23 protein-coding genes are annotated in these 17,224 nt (G+C 62.5%); 3 read left to right on the top strand and 20 right to left on the bottom strand.

The genetic code is table 11. From position 1 onward, the window contains the following. Positions 1 to 1,001, bottom strand: a 1,001-nt coding sequence (locus VFL62_RS16095) for an RluA family pseudouridine synthase (RefSeq protein ID WP_325173375.1), incomplete at its 3' end; no start/stop codon positions are given. A gap of 127 nt (positions 1,002 to 1,128) precedes the next feature. On the opposite strand from VFL62_RS16095, the gene VFL62_RS16090 reads away from it, so the two are divergent. Continuing rightward, positions 1,129 to 2,073 carry an alpha/beta hydrolase gene (locus VFL62_RS16090; RefSeq protein ID WP_325173374.1) on the top strand — a complete coding sequence of 315 codons (945 nt, stop codon included), beginning with the start codon at positions 1,129 to 1,131 and terminating at the stop codon, positions 2,071 to 2,073. Positions 2,074 to 2,178: 105 nt separating this feature from the next. Further along, positions 2,179 to 2,415, top strand: coding sequence for a hypothetical protein (locus tag VFL62_RS16085; RefSeq protein WP_325173373.1), 237 nt, complete (start codon positions 2,179 to 2,181; stop codon positions 2,413 to 2,415). Positions 2,416 to 2,445: 30 nt separating this feature from the next. Here the strand turns inward: VFL62_RS16085 and VFL62_RS16080 are convergent, their stop codons facing one another. The 4 genes from VFL62_RS16080 to VFL62_RS16065 are packed head-to-tail and all read right to left on the bottom strand — an operon-like array spanning position 2,446 to position 6,331. After that, positions 2,446 to 3,117: a hypothetical protein gene (locus VFL62_RS16080; RefSeq protein WP_325173372.1), complete on the bottom strand. Its 672-nt coding sequence runs from the start codon at positions 3,115 to 3,117 to the stop codon at positions 2,446 to 2,448. 57 nt (positions 3,118 to 3,174) lie between these two features. Beyond that, positions 3,175 to 4,509 (bottom strand): replication-associated recombination protein A, encoded by a 1,335-nt coding sequence (locus VFL62_RS16075; RefSeq protein WP_325173371.1) that lies wholly within the window; start codon positions 4,507 to 4,509, stop codon positions 3,175 to 3,177. Next, positions 4,506 to 5,900, bottom strand: coding sequence for a DegQ family serine endoprotease (locus VFL62_RS16070; protein WP_325173370.1), 1,395 nt, complete (start codon positions 5,898 to 5,900; stop codon positions 4,506 to 4,508). The genes VFL62_RS16075 and VFL62_RS16070 overlap by 4 nt, the downstream gene beginning before the upstream one ends. A gap of 56 nt (positions 5,901 to 5,956) precedes the next feature. Further along, a complete protein-coding gene (locus VFL62_RS16065) occupies positions 5,957 to 6,331 on the bottom strand; it encodes a helix-turn-helix domain-containing protein (protein WP_325173369.1) in 375 nt (124 codons plus the stop codon). 111 nt (positions 6,332 to 6,442) lie between these two features. On the opposite strand from VFL62_RS16065, the gene VFL62_RS16060 reads away from it, so the two are divergent. Beyond that, positions 6,443 to 7,456 (top strand): zinc-binding alcohol dehydrogenase family protein, encoded by a 1,014-nt coding sequence (locus tag VFL62_RS16060; protein ID WP_325173368.1) that lies wholly within the window; start codon positions 6,443 to 6,445, stop codon positions 7,454 to 7,456. 121 nt (positions 7,457 to 7,577) lie between these two features. Here VFL62_RS16060 and VFL62_RS16055 read toward each other — a convergent pair whose 3' ends face one another. The 15 genes from VFL62_RS16055 to rplE all read right to left on the bottom strand — a co-directional run. Beyond that, on the bottom strand, positions 7,578 to 8,081 hold the full coding sequence (locus tag VFL62_RS16055) for a hypothetical protein (protein ID WP_325173367.1): 504 nt from the start codon (positions 8,079 to 8,081) through the stop codon (positions 7,578 to 7,580). A 161-nt stretch (positions 8,082 to 8,242) separates the two neighbouring features. Next, positions 8,243 to 8,659, bottom strand: a complete 417-nt coding sequence (gene rplQ, locus VFL62_RS16050) for a 50S ribosomal protein L17 (RefSeq protein ID WP_325173366.1) — start codon at positions 8,657 to 8,659, stop codon at positions 8,243 to 8,245. Positions 8,660 to 8,809: 150 nt separating this feature from the next. After that, the gene (locus VFL62_RS16045; RefSeq protein WP_325173376.1) at positions 8,810 to 9,838 is read right to left on the bottom strand and encodes a DNA-directed RNA polymerase subunit alpha; all 1,029 of its coding nucleotides are present in this window, start codon (positions 9,836 to 9,838) and stop codon (positions 8,810 to 8,812) included. A gap of 118 nt (positions 9,839 to 9,956) precedes the next feature. Continuing rightward, on the bottom strand, positions 9,957 to 10,346 hold the full coding sequence (rpsK, locus tag VFL62_RS16040; RefSeq protein ID WP_007603045.1) for a 30S ribosomal protein S11: 390 nt from the start codon (positions 10,344 to 10,346) through the stop codon (positions 9,957 to 9,959). 121 nt (positions 10,347 to 10,467) lie between these two features. Then, positions 10,468 to 10,836: a 30S ribosomal protein S13 gene (gene rpsM / locus VFL62_RS16035; RefSeq protein WP_325173365.1), complete on the bottom strand. Its 369-nt coding sequence runs from the start codon at positions 10,834 to 10,836 to the stop codon at positions 10,468 to 10,470. A gap of 285 nt (positions 10,837 to 11,121) precedes the next feature. After that, the gene (locus tag VFL62_RS16030; RefSeq protein ID WP_325173364.1) at positions 11,122 to 12,006 is read right to left on the bottom strand and encodes an adenylate kinase; all 885 of its coding nucleotides are present in this window, start codon (positions 12,004 to 12,006) and stop codon (positions 11,122 to 11,124) included. 265 nt (positions 12,007 to 12,271) lie between these two features. Continuing rightward, positions 12,272 to 13,603, bottom strand: coding sequence for a preprotein translocase subunit SecY (secY, locus tag VFL62_RS16025; RefSeq protein ID WP_325173363.1), 1,332 nt, complete (start codon positions 13,601 to 13,603; stop codon positions 12,272 to 12,274). 127 nt (positions 13,604 to 13,730) lie between these two features. Continuing rightward, the gene (gene rplO / locus VFL62_RS16020) at positions 13,731 to 14,219 is read right to left on the bottom strand and encodes a 50S ribosomal protein L15 (RefSeq protein WP_325173362.1); all 489 of its coding nucleotides are present in this window, start codon (positions 14,217 to 14,219) and stop codon (positions 13,731 to 13,733) included. Between the two features lie 75 nt (positions 14,220 to 14,294). Then, positions 14,295 to 14,489 carry a 50S ribosomal protein L30 gene (gene rpmD / locus VFL62_RS16015; RefSeq protein WP_325173361.1) on the bottom strand — a complete coding sequence of 65 codons (195 nt, stop codon included), beginning with the start codon at positions 14,487 to 14,489 and terminating at the stop codon, positions 14,295 to 14,297. Between the two features lie 38 nt (positions 14,490 to 14,527). Further along, entirely contained in the window at positions 14,528 to 15,100 is a 573-nt protein-coding gene (gene rpsE, locus VFL62_RS16010) for a 30S ribosomal protein S5 (protein WP_325173360.1), read from the bottom strand. A 51-nt stretch (positions 15,101 to 15,151) separates the two neighbouring features. Beyond that, positions 15,152 to 15,514: a 50S ribosomal protein L18 gene (rplR, locus tag VFL62_RS16005; RefSeq protein WP_325173359.1), complete on the bottom strand. Its 363-nt coding sequence runs from the start codon at positions 15,512 to 15,514 to the stop codon at positions 15,152 to 15,154. An 11-nt stretch (positions 15,515 to 15,525) separates the two neighbouring features. Beyond that, positions 15,526 to 16,059, bottom strand: coding sequence for a 50S ribosomal protein L6 (gene rplF, locus VFL62_RS16000; protein ID WP_325173358.1), 534 nt, complete (start codon positions 16,057 to 16,059; stop codon positions 15,526 to 15,528). Between the two features lie 10 nt (positions 16,060 to 16,069). After that, positions 16,070 to 16,468: a 30S ribosomal protein S8 gene (gene rpsH / locus VFL62_RS15995; protein WP_325173357.1), complete on the bottom strand. Its 399-nt coding sequence runs from the start codon at positions 16,466 to 16,468 to the stop codon at positions 16,070 to 16,072. Positions 16,469 to 16,480: 12 nt separating this feature from the next. Then, positions 16,481 to 16,786 (bottom strand): 30S ribosomal protein S14, encoded by a 306-nt coding sequence (rpsN, locus tag VFL62_RS15990; RefSeq protein ID WP_325173356.1) that lies wholly within the window; start codon positions 16,784 to 16,786, stop codon positions 16,481 to 16,483. A 47-nt stretch (positions 16,787 to 16,833) separates the two neighbouring features. Further along, the coding region (gene rplE, locus VFL62_RS15985) for a 50S ribosomal protein L5 (protein ID WP_325173355.1) at positions 16,834 to 17,224 on the bottom strand (391 nt) is incomplete at its 5' end.

The raw sequence follows: 17,224 nt of genomic DNA, 5'->3' as shown, positions 1-17,224 counted from the left end.
TTGGGATCGCCGACGATGGCGTGGCCGATATGGGCCATGTGGGCGCGCAACTGATGCGTTCGCCCGGTCACCGGCTTCAACGAAACCCAGGCCAGCTTCTGCGCCGCGGTTTCCACCACCGCGTAATAGGTCACGGCATGGCTGGCGCCCTCGTCGCCGTGCTCGGCAATCCGCATGATCGAATCTTCCTCGCTCTCTTCCTTCGCCAGATAGGTCGAGATGCGGCCCTGTTTCGGCTTCGGGACACCTGCCACCAGCGCCCAATAGATCTTGCGCGCCGAGCGATGGCGGAACGCGCCGGTCAGCGCACTCGCCGCAAAGCGCGTCTTGGCGATCAACAGGCAGCCCGACGTTTCCTTGTCGAGCCGGTGGACCAAACGCGGCTTCTGCCCTTTCGCATCGCGCATCACTTCCAGCATCTGATCGACATGACGCGTGGTGCCGGAGCCGCCCTGCACGGCAAGTCCCGCCGGCTTGTTCAGCACCAGCACGTCCTCGTCCTCGTAAAGCGTCATCTCTTTCAACGCGGCGAGCGTCTTGAGGCCCGCTTCCGAAAGCTGCGCAGCCTGGCGCGGCGCATCCAGTTTCAGCGGCGGAATGCGAACGCTCTGGCCTTCTTCGAGGCGATCCTTGCTGTCGGCGCGCTTGCCGTTGACGCGCAGCTCGCCTTTGCGAACGATACGCTGAATGTGCGAGAACGACAGGCCGGGAAAACGCGCCTCGAGAAAGCGATCGACGCGCATATTGTTCTCGTCGGCCGTGACGACCACGGTCTGCACTTTGGTCGGCAGCAGCGCGGATTGATCCTTATGCTGCTCCTTGGGCAGCGCGGCCGGTGCCGGCTTCGTCGCGCGCGATGCCGAGGTCGCAAAACGCTTCGCCGGCTTGGCGCCCGGCCGCTGTCCATGCGGCCGCCCCTCGGCCCCACGAAATGGCCGCTCGCCTTTCGAACGATCGGCAGCATGGCGTTTTGGCAGCGGTTTTCGGGTACGACGGCTCATGAGGGTTGCAGCTCCAATAATGGATTTGGGTAACCCAAAAGGGACGAATCGTCACGGCGAAATGAATACAAAAACCGGGCTGGATCGGCCATGTTGCGCCGCTTGGAACGGTCAGGAGCGTGTGAGAATGCGGCGAGTAATGTGGGCTTTGGCGGTGGTCGTGGCCCTCGCCGCCATGTCGGTATCGGCGGCCGACAGCCCGATGCCGCCGAACATCGCCAAAAAGCTCGCCGAACTCGGGCGCGTCGTTGATCCGCCGGAAACCGCCAAGCTCTACGCACCTTTGCAACCGAGCGAACCTTATTTTGGCGTCCGGATCGAGCGCGACCTCAAATATGGCCCCGCCGAGCGCAACCTGCTCGATATATTCATGCCGCAGGCGACGGCATCGGGCCGGCCAGTGCTGATGTTCGTCCATGGCGGTGCGTTCATCGGCGGCAACAAACGCCGCACGCCCGACAGCCCGTTCTACGACAACATCATGCTCTGGGCAGTGAAGAACGGCTTCATCGGCGTCAACATGACCTATCGCCTGGCGCCGCAATTCCCCTGGCCTGCCGGTGCCGAGGATGTCGCTTCCGCGGTCAAATGGGTTTCGGACGAGATCGCTGAACGCGGCGGCGATCCCGCGCGCATCTATCTGATGGGCCACTCGGCCGGCGCGATGCACGTCGCAAGCTATGTGTCGCATCCGGAATTCTACAAAGCGAAGAACGGTGGCCTGAAGGGCGCGATCATGGCCTCCGCCGTTTACGACCTGACCGCGGCGCCGCTCAACGACCCCGAGAAAGCCTATTTCGGCAGCGATCCCTCGCGCTATGCAAGCGAGTCGTCGCTGCCGGGACTCCTGAGGACGAACATCCCGCTGATGGCGGTGAGTTCGGAGCGCGACCTCGAAGGCTTCGTCAAGCAGTTCGAGCTGTTCAAGGAGGCAGCCTGCAAGCGGCCGGCCGGATGCGCGCGCACCGTCATGCTGCCGCAGCACAATCACATGTCGGAAGTTTATTCGATCAATACCGCCGACACGCGGCTGACCGATCAAATCCTGGAATTCGTGAAGACGGGAAAATGATCTCGGCGTGACGCTCGCAAAAAAGCGGCCCTCGCGTAACGCGGGCGCCATGCGCTGCGTATCGTCAGCAAGGACGGCTTGCGCCGGTTACTTTGGGAGAGACGAATGGGCAAATCTGCCACCCGACTTTGCACGCTGATGGCGTGCGCGGCAATTGTTGTGACTTCAGTCGCTGCTCCGGCCAAGGCCGCGGCAGGCGGCGGCATCGAACTGATAAAGAACAAGAGGAAGGTTCAAAACGGGCCAGGCGTCGGCGAGTCCCGATCCGCCAGCCCATCCTGGCCTCCGCCGATGTACGACGATTTCGACCGAAAAAATGCGGGTGGCGGCGGCGGAATGTAGGCGTCACCGGCTCTTGGCGTTCGGGACTGGTCAAAACAGCCGGACCTGAATCGAGGTTCCGACGAGCTTCGCCAGACCGGAATCGACCACGCCCTGCATCTGCTGAGGGAATTTTGCCTTTAGCACCGTCTCGACTTCCTTGCGCAAGGAGGTGCTGCCATCGGCCGAGACGACCGCCACCGAACCCGACGCAAGATGGCTGGCATCGCTCAGCTCGGTGAAGTCGGTATAGACGGCATTGGCGCTATAGCCTTGCTGAAGCAGATAGCTCTGCATCTGCAAGGCGAGGTCCTTCCGGTCCTCGACATAGAGCAGGACGACGACCTTGCCGCTGTTCGGGCTTGGCGCGGCTGCCGGCATCACCGCCGCTCCGCCCGCCTTTTCGAGCGCCGTTACGCGCCGGCGCAATTCCTCGATCGCCGCATTCAACCTTCCGCCCTGCGCGCCGAAATCGCTCTTGATCTGCTGGGTCTGGGTCTGGAGCTGCTCCCTGACGAAGCTGATTTCCGTGCTGCCGTTCTTTATCGTCAGGTTGACGATGGTCGGCGCCACACACAGCAGCGCGGCGACGCCAAGCACGATCGCTGCGCCGTTAGGGACGTTCGGATTGTTGTAAATTCCCCGCGCCAGAACGCCGATCAGACAGAGCCCGGCCACAAGCGGCACCACGACAATCGCGGCGGTCAACCAAACGTTGTCCATAGGATGCCCCCTAGTGGCCCGGTTGATGGCACACCATAGGACGATCCGAAAAAGATGTCAGCCGTTTCCTCGCTCGCGCCGCAGCTTCGCCCAATACTCCAGCCGCTTGCGAATTTCGCGCTCGAAGCCGCGTTCGGGCGGATCGTAAAAGGTCTGCCGTCCCAGGCTTTCCGGAAAATAGTCCTGTCCGGAGAAGGCGTCAGGCGCATCGTGGTCGTATTCATAGCCTTCGCCATAGCCTTCCTGCTTCATCAGCTTGGTCGGCGAATTCAGGATGTGCTTTGGCGGCAACAGCGAGCCGGCCTGCTTCGCGGTCCGCATCGCCGCCCCGAAAGCCTTGTAGGCGGCGTTCGATTTCGGCGCGGTGGCGAGATAAATCACGGCCTGTGCGATCGCGAGCTCGCCTTCCGGAGAGCCAAGAAAATCGTAGGCGTCCTTGGCTGCGTTGCAGATCACGAGGGCTTGCGGATCGGCAAGGCCGATGTCCTCCACCGCCATCCGCACCACCCGCCGTGCCAGGAACAGCGGGTCCTCGCCGGCGTCAAACATGCGTGCGAGATAATAGAGCGCCGCGTCGGGATCGGAGCCGCGCACGGACTTATGCAGCGCGGAGATCAGATTGTAATGGCCGTCGGCGGACTTGTCGTAAATCGGCGCGCGGCGTTGCAGGATGGTTTGCAAATGCGAGGCGTCGAACACCTCGCCACCCCGTGCCGAGCGCCACACTTCCTCGGCCAGCGTTAGTGCCGCCCGGCCGTCGCCATCGGCCATGCGCACCAGCACGGCGCGGGCTTCCGGATCGAGCGGCAGCTTCCGGCCCTCGATCTTCTCGGCATGGGCGAACAGCTTTTCGATCGCGTTCGCATCAAGGGAGTGAAACACCAGAACGCGCGCGCGCGACAGCAGCGCCGCGTTGAGCTCGAACGAGGGATTTTCGGTGGTGGCGCCGACCAGCACCACGGTGCCGTCTTCCATCACCGGCAAGAACGAATCCTGCTGCGCGCGATTGAACCTGTGCACCTCGTCGACGAAGAGCAGCGTCCCCTTACCGGTCTCGCGCCGCGCGCGCGCCGCGTCGAACACCTTTTTCAGGTCGGCGACGCCGGAAAACACCGCCGAAATCTGCTCGAAATGCAGTTCGGTCGCGTCCGCCAGGAGCCGCGCCACCGTGGTCTTGCCGGTGCCGGGCGGTCCCCAGAAAATCAGGGAACCCAGCGTACGCGTCTCCAGCATCCGCGTGAGCGCACCGTCCGGTCCGAGGATGTGGTCCTGCCCGACGACCTCGCCAAGCGAGCGTGGCCGCATCCGGTCCGGCAAAGGGTGCGGCGCATCCTGGGCCAGCCCCGCCGCGGCGAAGAGGTTTGCGCCTTCCTGTCTTGGCTTCCTACTCATCCGCCGAGCGTAACGTTGATCTGCTGACCACCGCGCACCATCTGAATGCGCCAGAGCCGGGAGCTGCCGCGCGTCACCTTTTCCAGATCGCCGGTCTTGGCAATCTTCTGATTGTTGACGCCGACAATGATGTCGCCCTTCTGGAAACCGACGCTCGCAGCAGTCGAGTCATCGGCGATGTCGGTGACGACGACGCCTTCGGTGTCCGAATCCAGATGCAGTTCGTCGGCGACTGCCGGCGAGATGTTGGCGACCTTGGCACCCTGGAACGGCGAGCGCGTCGTCAACACGATTTCGTCGCGGCCGCCGTCGGGCGCCATTTCGAGCGGCACCGCCAGCTTGAGCGCCCTGCCGCCACGTTGCACCTCGATCTCGGCCGTGCCGCCGAGCGGACGCGTCGCAAACCGATAGTCGAACGCGTTGGGGTCATCGATCGCCTGCCCCTCGACGCCGACGATCAGGTCGGACACTTTGAGGCCGGCGCGCGCGGCGGGACTGCCGGGAACGACATTGGAAACCAGCGCGCCGCTCGGCCGTTTCAGCCCGAGCGTCTCGGCGATTTCCGGCGTTACCGCCTGCAACCGCGCGCCCAGCCACGGCCGCTTCACCGCCTTGCCGCCGCTTCTTGCCGACGCCACCACCACACGCACCATGTTGGCGGGGATCGCAAAGCCGATGCCTTGCGAGCCGCCGGAACGCGAGAAGATCGCCGTGTTGATGCCGGCGAGCTTGCCGGTCATGTCGACCAGCGCGCCGCCGGAGTTGCCGGGATTGATCGCCGCATCGGTCTGGATGAAGAACTGATAGTCGGTGATGCCAACCTGCGTGCGTGCCAACGCCGAGATGATGCCGTGGGTGACGGTCTGCCCAACGCCGAAGGGATTGCCGATCGCCAGCACAACGTCACCAACCTGAAGCTCATCGGAATTGGCGAAGTCGAGCGTCGGGAATTTTTCGCGGACGTCCTTGAGACGAAGCACGGCGAGATCGCTTCGCGAATCCTTCAAGACGATCTCGGCCTCGAATTCGCGCTTGTCCGACAGCGAGACCTTAACCTGATCGGCGCCCTCGATGACGTGATTGTTGGTCACCACAAGACCGGATGGATCGACCATCACGCCCGAGCCGAGCGAGCGTTGCATCTGCTCGGGCTGCTGCCCGGGCACGCCGAAGAAGCGGCGGAAGATCGGGTCGTCCAGCAGCGGGTTGTGATTCTGCACCACCTTGGCGGCATAGACATTGACCACCGCCGGCTGCACCCGTTGCACGATCGGCGCATAGGACAGCCGCAGTTCCGCGGCCGAGGACGGAACGCGCCGCTCCTGCGCCAGCACGCCACCGGCCAACAGTGCAGAGATCAACAGAACGAGCGAGAGACGGATGGAGAGCATGAGAATTTCCAAATTTCTAAGCGATGGACAGGCGATAGATACGAACCGAGGCGACGTTACGCCGCCCGGTCGGGCGCTTCCGTCACCTCTCGCGGTGCGCAGGACAGCCGGTCCTGATGGCGTTCGCCCCAGGCCTTCAACGTATCGATGACGGGGCGCAAGCTCTCGCCGACCTCGGACAAGCGGTAATCGACCCGCGGCGGCACTTCGGCATACACCTTGCGGACAATCAGGCCGTCGTCCTCAAGCGCACGGAGCTGCTTGGTCAGCATGCGCTGCGTAATCCCGGGCATCCGCCGCCGCAACTCACCAAAACGTTGCGTGCCGCTTTGCAGATGAAAGAGGATGACCCCTTTCCATTTTCCGTCGATCAGGTCGAGCGTGGCTTCGACGGCGCAGCCCGGCCGGCGGCCGAAATCGCGTCGTTTCATGGAGAAACTCCAATAGTATCCAAACGGGGACTATATCCCTGAATTTACAGTACTTGCCAATCAAGTGCCAGCGAGACAAGTAGATGCGAGCACCATTGGAGTCCAACGAACATGAAAGCCGTCGGATACAAAAAATCCCTTCCCATCGACGCGGCCGAAGCCCTGATCGATTTCGAGGCCGACAAGCCCGAGCCGAAGGGCCGCGACATCCGCGTCGCCGTCAAGGCGATCTCCGCCAACCCCGTCGACTACAAGGTCCGCAAACGCGCCGCGCCGCCGGAGGGCGAGTTCAAGATCCTCGGCTTTGATGCCGCCGGCGTTGTCGACGCGGTCGGACCCGAGGTGACGCTGTTCAAGCCGGGTGATGAAGTGTTCTACGCCGGCTCGATCCAGCGCCAGGGCACCAATTCGGAATTTCACCTGGTCGATGAGCGTATCGTCGGGGCCAAGCCGAAGTCACTGTCGTTTGCGCAAGCCGCCGCCCTGCCGCTGACCTCGCTGACAGCGTGGGAACTCCTGTTCGAGCGGCTCGGCGCTGTCCCCGGCAAGAGCGTCGATGCGCGCACGCTGCTGGTGATCGGCGGCGCCGGCGGCGTCGGCTCGATCATGATCCAGCTGGCGAGGCGCCTGACCGGCCTCACCGTCGTTGCCACCGCCTCGCGGCCGGAATCGCGGCAATGGTGCCTCGATCTCGGCGCGCATGCGGTGGTCGATCACGCACAGCCCTTGAAGGAGCAGATCGAGAAGCTCAAGTGCCCGCCGCTCGCTTTGATCGCAAGCCTGACCAACACCGACCAGTATTACAAGCAACTCGCAGACATCATGGCGCCGCAGGGTCGCTATGGCCTGATCGACGATCCCGCCGAATTCAACGTCGCTGTCTTCAAGGGCAAATCGATCTCCGTGCACTGGGAATCGATGTTCACCCGCTCCTCGTTCCAGACGCCGGACATGATCGGCCAGCACAACCTGCTCAACGACGTTGCCGACCTCGTCGACAAAAGCGTGCTGCGGACCACGCTCGGCGAAAGCTTCGGCAAGATCAACGCGGCCAACCTCAAGCGCGCCCACGCGCTGCTGGAAAGCGGCAAGTCGCGCGGCAAGATCGTGATGGAGGGGTGGTAGGGCGCCAACCGTCATTGCGAGCGTTAGCGAGGCAATCCAGTCTAACCGGACTCAGATTCCGGATTGCTTCGTCGCTTTCGCTCCTCGCAATGACGACGGTGGATTCTTTGAAAATCCCGCGCTACTTGCTCTTCGCCGCCGCCTGGATCGCTTTCCAGTCGAACTTCTGGGCAAGCGCCAGTGCTTCGTCCTCGCCAAGGCCGGTATAGGAGAAGCTGAACATCGCGTCCTTGTCGAGCGCGACCAAGAGCGCGCCGGATTTCTGCGCGGTGGTGTAGGTCTTCATCACCTTCATGCCGCCCATGGTATCGGTGATCATGTGGCCCTCGGAGGTCGAGAGGTTCATGCCAGATTGCATCGGCGCCAGCGCGCCGGAGGCCGCCTGCCCCGTCATGACAGCGGCGTTCGCCTTGGCTGATCCCTTCTGATATTCGCGGGTCGCGGTGGTCATGCTGCCCCCGGGTAGATCCATCGACATGCCGTCCGGCTTCTTGCCCTGCCATCCCTCGAGATCGACCAGGAGCGGCGTCAGGCGCTGAAACGCCGGCTCGGCGCTGGCCGCCAGCGGCCAGATCAACGACAGCACCGCCACAACGGAATGAATTGCACGCAACCGCAGGTTCATTCTTACCTCCCTGATTAAAGGAAGAAGCCTAGCACAGTCTGTGTGAAATCCAGCCGGTTGCGCCGGACGATGACCGCTGGGAGCGTTGTTATGCCGTCCAAACAAAAACGGCGCCCGAGGGCGCCGTCTGAATGAGATCAATGTGATCCGAACCGGGCGCGTTACGCCGCCTCGGCTTCCTTCGCCTCGACCGGGCCGGAATCCTGACCCTTGGCGTCGACGTCGCGATCGACGAACTCGATCACGGCCATCGCGGCGTTGTCGCCGTAGCGGAAGCCGGCCTTGATGATACGGGTATAGCCGCCGTGACGATCGGCATAACGCTTGGCGAGCACATCGAACAGCTTCTTGACCTGATCGACGTCGCGGATTTCGGAGATAGCCTGACGGCGCAGCGCGAGCCCGCCCTTCTTGCCGAGCGTGACCAGCTTCTCGACGATCGGACGCAATTCCTTGGCCTTCGGCAGCGTGGTGACGATCTGCTCGTGCTTGATCAGTGCAGCCGCCATATTGGCGAACATCGCGCGGCGATGTTCGGCGGTGCGGTTGAGCTTGCGGTGAACCTTGCCGTGACGCATGAAACTAATTCCTTCTCTTCAGTTGTCGTGACGGTTCGTCCGACATGTGCTCAGGTGGGCTGCCTGCGTTCGCCCGGTGTGGCGAGTGGTGAGTAACGAATGGCGAATAGTCGATACTCTATTCGCCACTCCCTATTCGCTATTCGCCGCTTAGTAATGATCCTCGAAGCGCTTGGCGAGCTCGTCGATATTCTCCGGCGGCCAGCCCGGCACTTCCATGCCGAGGTGCAGACCCATCTGGGCCAGCACTTCCTTGATTTCGTTGAGCGACTTGCGACCGAAGTTCGGGGTTCGAAGCATTTCAGCTTCCGACTTCTGCACGAGATCGCCGATATAGACGATGTTGTCGTTCTTCAGACAGTTGGCCGAGCGAACCGACAGTTCGAGTTCGTCCACCTTCTTGAGGAAGGCCGGGTTGAAGGCGAGATCCGGAATGATCTCCTGGGTGACTTCCTTGCGCGGCTCTTCGAAGTTGACGAACACGTTGAGCTGATCCTGCAGGATACGCGCGGCATAGGCCACCGCGTCTTCCGGCGAGATCGCGCCGTTGGTCTCGATCGTCATGGTGAGCTTGTCGTAGTCGAGGATCTGGCCCTCGCGGGTGTTCTCGACCTTGTAGGAGACCTTGCGCACCGGCGAGTACAGGCTGTCGACCGGAATCAGGCCGATCGGCGCATCTTCGGGACGATTGCGCTCGGCGGCGACATAGCCCTTGCCCGAGGAGACCGTGAACTCCATGCGGATTTCCGCACCTTCGTCCAGCGTGCAGATCTGAAGCTCGGGATTGAGCACGGTGATATCGCCGACCGTCTGGATGTCGCCGGCGGTGACAACGCCCGGGCCGTTCTTCTTCACGACCATGCGCTTGGGGCCTTCGCCCTGCATCTTGATCGAGATGTCCTTGATGTTGAGCACGATGTCGGTGACGTCTTCGCGGACACCGGCGATCGAGGAGAACTCGTGTAGCACGCCGTCGATGTGTACCGACTGCACCGCGGCGCCCTGAAGCGACGAGAGCAGGATGCGGCGGAGCGCGTTGCCGAGCGTCTGGCCAAAGCCGCGCTCGAGCGGTTCGGCGACCAGCGTCGCAAAGCGAGTCGCATCATGGCCCGCAGTTACCTGGAGCTTGTTCGGCCGGATCAGTTCTTGCCAATTTTTCTGGATCGTCACTGTTTTCACCCATGGGCCAGTCGACTGGGGGACGAAGTCACTGGCGTTGGAGACCTCGCGGAATAGTCCGCGGCTTGCAATTTCCGAAATCGTCGCGGGCAAAAAACCGCCCGCGCCTTTCAAAACATCAAACCCGCCGGCGCTTGCGCGGACGGCAACCATTGTGCGGGATCGTCGTCACGTCGCGGATCGACGTCACGGTGAAGCCCGCCGCCTGCAGCGCGCGAAGCGCCGATTCGCGGCCCGAACCGGGGCCGGCAACTTCAACTTCGAGCGTGCGCATGCCGTGTTCCTGCGCCTTCTTGGAGACGTCTTCTGCGGCGACCTGCGCGGCATAAGGGGTCGACTTGCGCGAACCCTTGAAACCCATCGTGCCGGCCGACGACCAGGCAATGGTGTTGCCCTGCGCATCGGTGATGGTGATGGTGGTGTTGTTGAACGACGAATTCACGTGCGCCACGCCGGAGGCGATGTTCTTGCGCTCACGACGACGTACGCGGGTGGCTTCCTTGCCCATTACTTAAGACCTTTCCTGACGATATCAACGCCGCCGTAACGCCAGCGGCTACACCTGAAAGCGAGTAGTGAGTGGCGAATAGAAAACTATTCGCTACTCCCTATTCGCTATTCGCTCTCTCTTACTTCTTCTTGCCGGCGATCGACTTGGCCGGCCCCTTGCGCGTGCGCGCGTTGGTGTGGGTGCGCTGACCGCGCACCGGCAGTCCGCGGCGATGACGCAGGCCGCGATAGCAGCCGAGGTCCATCAGACGCTTGATGTTCATGCCGACCTCGCGACGAAGATCGCCCTCGACCAGATAGTCGCGGTCGATGACTTCGCGGATCTGCAGCACTTCCTGGTCGGTCAACTGGCTGACGCGTCGGTCAACCGGGATCTTGACCTTCTCCATGATGTCGGCCGCATTCTTCTGGCCGATGCCATGGATGTATTGAAGCGCGATCAGCACGCGCTTGTTGGTCGGGATATTCACGCCGGCAATACGGGCCACGAACTTCTCTCCTGTCGCCGCTTCACTTCAAAGCGAGAGCGGCCAATTTCTCTTTCAAGCGCGAGCGCGCCAAGTCTTCAGCGCACCATGTCTTCGTTGGTGCATGATCTCTCTTGCGAAAACCGGCTTCGGTCTCGCCGATCATGCTCCGTCTCGGGCAGGTGTCCACAAACGCGAACACGACGCCCTCCCCATGATCCTGGGGCCCGGCATCGTTAGAACTATCCGACTTGGATGCGGGCTTATTAAAGGATTGAAGCGGGTTTCGTCAACCGCCCCCACACCTTAAGCCCGCCGTTTCCCGGCCTTTTTCGCCGCTTTTCCGGCTACCTTGCGGCTGCCCGTGGCGAGGCGCTTCCGGGCCGCCGCAGCCGCCCTGGCCGGCCGCTTTTTGGCGGCCTTTTTGGAGGTGGCTTTCTTCGGTGCCTTCCTGGCAGCCCTGGAAGCGGCCTTGGAACCGGCTTTGGCGGCCTTCCTGGCCCTGCCCGAGGCCTTTTTGGCCGATTTTGACGTTCCCTTGGCGGCCTTCGCCGCCGGTTTGGCCGGCTTCTTGGCGGCCTTGTGGTCCACTTGCGGATCCAGCGCCCCGATGGCGTGCAGGATCCGGCTGATTTCATGGGTGACGTGCTCGATGGTCATCATTCCATCGACGGTCAGCAACTTGCGCCGTTCGGAATAATAATGGATGAGCGGCTCGGTCAGCGCGCGGTAGCTCGCCAGCCGCTTGGCCAGCACTTCAGGGGTATCGTCGACCCGAACCTCTTCCCCGCGCGCCTTCATCTCGGCAACCCGGCTTTCGACCCGTTGCAGGAGTGCGCTTTCATTGACCCGCAATTCGATCACGGCATCGAGCTTGAGGCGTTTCTTGCGGAGCAGATCGTCCAGCGCTTCGGCCTGCGGCACGGTGCGTGGGAAGCCGTCGAGGATGAAGCCCTTGGCCGCGTCCGGCTGATCCAGCCGGTCCGAAATGATGCCGATGACGATCTCGTCAGGCACCAGCCCGCCACCGGCCATGATGTCCTTGGCCTTCAGGCCGACCGGCGTCTGCGCAGCCACCGCGGCGCGCAGCATCTCGCCGGTGGAGAGCTGAACGATGCCGTAGCGATGGATCAACCGCTGGGCCTGCGTTCCCTTGCCTGAGCCCGGCGGGCCAAGAAGAATTATTCTCATCGTTTGTTTCGCCCCCTTAGGCCCGACGGATTCCCGAACTATGGATCGCGCCGCGCGCCCAGTCCTTGTTCGGGCATGATTCTGCCCGGACGTATTTAGCATCTGTTGCAGGAAAATCCGGCATCGGGTTTGCGAAAACGCAAATATCTGACGACGGATCGTGCCTTGTGACGTGCATCACGGCACACCCGCGATTCAAAATCAATCGCGCTGGCGCCCACGCCTGTCGCAGCGCAACAACCAGCGCGGCGGAAAATCCGCTCCGTCAGCGGCGGCGACCGCGCAGCTTCGACTTCCGGATCAGTCCCTCATATTGATGGGCAAGCAGATATCCCTGGACTTGCGCCACCGTATCCATGGTCACGCTGACCACGATCAGGAGCGATGTTCCGCCGAAGTAGAATGGCACCGAAGCGTAGGAAATCAGGATTTCAGGAATCAGGCAGACGATCGCGAGGTAGATCGCACCCAGCACCGTGATCCGCGACAGCACGTAGTCGATATATTCGGCGGTGCGCTCGCCGGGACGGATGCCTGGAATGAAGCCGCCGTGCTTCTTGAGGTTGTCAGCGGTCTCGGTCGGGTTGAACACAATCGCGGTATAGAAGAACGCGAAGAACACGATCAGCGCGAGATAAAGGATCAAGAACAGCGGGCGGCCGTGGCCGAGCTGGGTCGTGATCCATTGCAGCCATTCGGGGCCGTGGCCGGCATTGAAGTTGGCGACCGTAGTCGGCAGCAACAACAGCGAGGAGGCAAAGATCGGCGGAATCACGCCCGACGTATTCAGCTTCAAAGGCAGATGCGAAGACTGGCCTTCGAACATCTTGTTGCCGACCTGACGCTTCGGATACTGGATCAGGAGCCGCCGCTGCGCGCGCTCCATGAACACGATGAAAGCGATCACCGCCACCGCCATGATGATCACGATCAGGATGAGGCCCGTGGACAGCGCGCCCTGACGGCCGAGTTCCAGCATATTGGCGAGTGCCGAGGGAAGCTCTGCGACGATGCCGGAGAGAATGATCAGCGAGATGCCGTTGCCGATGCCGCGCGAGGTGATCTGCTCGCCGAGCCACATCAGGAACATGGTTCCGCCGGTCAGCGTGACCGTGGTCGAGAGGCGGAAGAACATGCCGGGATCGCTGACGACGTTGCCGGCGCCTTCAAGGCCGACCGCAATGCCGTAGGACTGGAATGCGGCCAGAATCACCGTCAGATAGCGCGTGTACTGATTGAGCGTCTTGCGGCCCGCCTCGCCTTCCTTCTTCAGCGCTTCAAGCTGCGGCGACACCGTGGTCAGGAGCTGAATGATGATCGAGGCGGAGATATACGGCATGATGTTCAACGCGAAGATCGCCATGCGGTGGATGCCACCGCCGGCGAACATGTTGAACATACCGAGAATGCCGCCCGCCTGGGACTTGAATACCTGATCCCAGATGGTGGGATCGATGCCGGGCAGCGGGATATAAGTGCCGAGACGGTAGACCAGCAACGCGCCGAGCGTGAACCAGATTCGCTTCTTCAGCTCGTCGGCCTTGGCGAAGGCGCCGAAATTTATATTGGCCGCTAATTGTTCTGCTGCTGAAACCATCTTTAAGGCCTTCTCCCGGTCCAGCCCGACAGGATTGGACGCGCGGCATTATTTGGTATCAGGCGGCGAATAAGTCCATCGCCTGCCCGGCAATTTGGCGACGCCGGTGCAACCGATGACGCAGATGTTACGCCGCCTTGCCTTCGTCCTTGGCCACCGGTGCCAGGATCTTCACCGAGCCGCCGGCCTTCTCGACCGCCGCGATCGCGGGCTTGGAGGCGCCGTGGACTTCGATGTTGAGCTTGGCCTTGAGTTCACCGCGGCCGAGCAGCCGCACGCCGTCGCGCGAACGGCGCAGCACGCCGGCCTTCACCAGCGATTCCGCGGTCACCGTGTCCTTGGCGTCGATCAGCTTGGCATCGATCGCCTGCTGCAGGCGGTCGAGGTTGATCTCGACGAACTCGAGGCGGAAGATGTTGTTGAAGCCGCGCTTCGGCAGGCGGCGATGCAGCGGCATCTGGCCGCCCTCGAAGCCCTTGATGCGCACGCCCGAACGCGCGGTCTGGCCCTTGCCGCCGCGGCCCGACGTCTTGCCCTTGCCCGAGCCGATGCCACGGCCGACCCGCATCCGCTTTTTGCGGGAACCGGCGTTGTCGGCGATATCGCTGAGCTTCATGGTCGTATTCCTTATCTCTTGAGCATGATCCTGACCGAAAGCCGGGGACCCGCTTTCGGGATCATGCTCCGGTAATTACTTCTCGCCGACGACGCGAACGAGATGCTGAACCTTGGTGATCATGCCGCGCACCTCAGGCGTATCCTGAAGTTCGGCAACGCGGCCGATCTTGTTGAGCTTCAACCCGATCAGCGTATTGCGCTGCGAATGGTGGCGGCGGATCGGGCTGCCGGTCTGCTCGACCTTAATCGTCTTTGCGGCCTTGGCCATCGTCTTGAACTCCGTAGGCGCCTTACAGCGCGGATTTGTTAATCGGCAGCCGCTTCGGCGTCACCGCCGACCCGGCGCGACTGCAAGGTCGAGACCTTGATGTTGCGGCGCGCCGCAACGGAGCGCGGGCTGTCCTGATGCTTGAGCGCATTGAAGGTCGCGCGAACCATGTTGTAGGGGTTCGACGAGCCGATCGACTTCGCCACCACGTCCTGGACGCCGAGCGTCTCGAACACCGCGCGCATCGGGCCGCCGGCGATGATGCCGGTACCGGCCGGTGCAGCACGCAAGTAAACGCGGCCTGCACCATGGCGGCCGGCAATATCGTGATGCAGCGTGCGCCCCTCGCGCAGCGCCACGCGCGTCAGGTTGCGCTTGGCGGCGTCGGTGGCTTTGCGGATCGCTTCGGGCACTTCGCGCGCCTTGCCGTGGCCGAACCCGGCCCGGCCCTTCTGGTCGCCGATCACGACCAGCGCCGCAAAACCGAAGCGCTTGCCGCCCTTCACGACCTTCGCCACACGGTTGATGTGGACGAGCTTGTCGACGAACTCGCTGTCGCGCTCCTCGCGCTCTTTCCGGTCGCGTCCGCCGCGTTCGCGTTCACCTGCCATGGTGTTTTCCAATCCTTGAGGGGCTGACCGCCCCTGTCCTCGTGTAAATCCTTAGAAGCTCAATCCGCTTTCGCGCGCGGCATCCGCGAGCGCCTTGACGCGGCCGTGATAGAGGTAGCCGCTGCGGTCGAACACGACCTCTTTCACGCCGTTCTTCACCGCGCGTTCGGCGAGCAGCTTGCCGACGGCCTTCGCTGCATCGATGTTCGCGCCGGTCTTGCCGGTATCGCGCATCGCCTTCTCCAGCGATGAGGCCGATGCCAGCGTCTCGCCCTTCTGGTCGTCGATGACCTGGGCATAGATATGCTTGGACGACCGAAATACCGACAACCGCGGACGGCCGCCGCCCGAACGGCGCAACGCCAACCTCACGCGCTGCTTGCGCCGGGCATTCGTGGCTTTCATTCTCGACATGACCGGCTCCGTTACTTCTTCTTGCCTTCCTTGCGGAAGATGAATTCGTCGGCATACTTCACGCCCTTGCCCTTGTAGGGCTCCGGCGGACGGTAGCTGCGGATCTCGGCAGCGACCTGGCCGACGCGCTGGCTGTCATTGCCGGTGATCGTAATTTCCGTCGGCTTCGGCACCGCGATCGTGATGCCTTGCGGGATCGGATAGATCACGTCGTGGCTGTAACCGAGCGCGAGCTGCAGGTTCTTGCCCTGCAACGCGGCGCGATAACCGACGCCGTTGATCTCGAGCTTCTTCTCGAAACCCTTGGTGACGCCGAGCACGAGATTGGCGACTTGCGCGCGCGCCGTGCCATACAGGGCCTGCGCCCGGTTGGTTTCGTGGCGCGGCGCCACCTTCACCTGGCCGTTCTCGAACTTCACTTCGACGTCGTCGTGCACGACGAAGGAAAGCTCGCCCTTGGGGCCCTTCATCTTCACGGTCTGGCCCTGCACCGTCGCGGTAACGCCCGACGGGATGGTCACAGGCCTTTTGCCGATACGTGACATGATCTTCTCCTTAGAACACCGTAAAGAGAATCTCGCCGCCCACATTCGCGTCGCGCGCGTCATGGTCAGCCATGATTCCCTTCGGCGTCGACAGCACCGAAATGCCGAGCCCGTTGTTGACGCGCGGCAGGTTCTTCACCGAGGCGTAAACACGGCGCCCCGGCTTCGACACCCGCTCGATCTCGCGGATCACAGGCTCGCCGTCAAAATACTTCAGTTCGATCTCGAGCTCGTTGCGGCCCGACGGATGCTCGACGCTGGCGTAGCCGCGGATGTAACCCTCGGCCTTCAGCACCTCGAGCACGTTGGCGCGCATCTTCGAGCCCGGGCTCGAGACCTTGGACTTCGAACGCATCTGCGCGTTGCGGATGCGGGTGATGAGATCGCTGATCGGATCGTGTGTGGACATGCCGATCCCTCCTTACCAGCTCGACTTCACGAGCCCGGGAACCAGGCCCTTGGAGCCGAGTTCGCGCAGCGCGATGCGGGAAAGCTTGTTCTTGCGATAGTTCGAGCGCGGACGCCCGGTGAGTTCGCAACGGTTGCGAATCCGGGTCGGCGACGAATTGCGCGGCATCTCGGCGAGTTTCAACGTCGCCGCAAACCGCTCTTCCATCGGCTTGGTCTTGTCGGCGATGATGGCCTTCAGCTTCGCGCGACGCGGAGCGGCGTTCTTCGCCATCCGCTTGCGCCGGTTGTTCTTCTCGACTGAACTCTTCTTTGCCATGCCTGGCTCCTTCTGGTTCCGCGTTTGAGAGGCGTCCTAGTCGCGTCTCACTGCCGGAACGGGAAATTGAATGCGGTCAACAATGCCCTTGCTTCTTCGTCGGTCGTCGCGGTGGTGCACACGGTGATGTCCATGCCCCACGCTTCGCCGGTCTTGTCGAAGTCGATCTCGGGAAAAATGATGTGCTCCCTGATGCCGAGCGAATAGTTGCCGCGGCCATCGAAGCTCTTCGGGTTGAGGCCACGGAAGTCTCGCACGCGCGGCAGCGCCACGGTGACGAGGCGATCGATGAACTCGTACATCTTGGCCTTGCGCAGCGTGACCTTGCAGCCGATCGGCTGGTTCTCGCGCAGCTTGAAGGTCGAGATCGCGATCCGCGAATAGGTTACGACCGCCTTCTGGCCGGCGATCAGCGACAGGTCGGCGGCGGCAACTTCC

Origin of the sequence: Bradyrhizobium sp., from assembly GCF_035701725.1 — a bacterium.
Taxonomy (GTDB): domain Bacteria; phylum Pseudomonadota; class Alphaproteobacteria; order Rhizobiales; family Xanthobacteraceae; genus Bradyrhizobium.
This window is presented reverse-complemented; position numbering and strand designations above follow the sequence as displayed.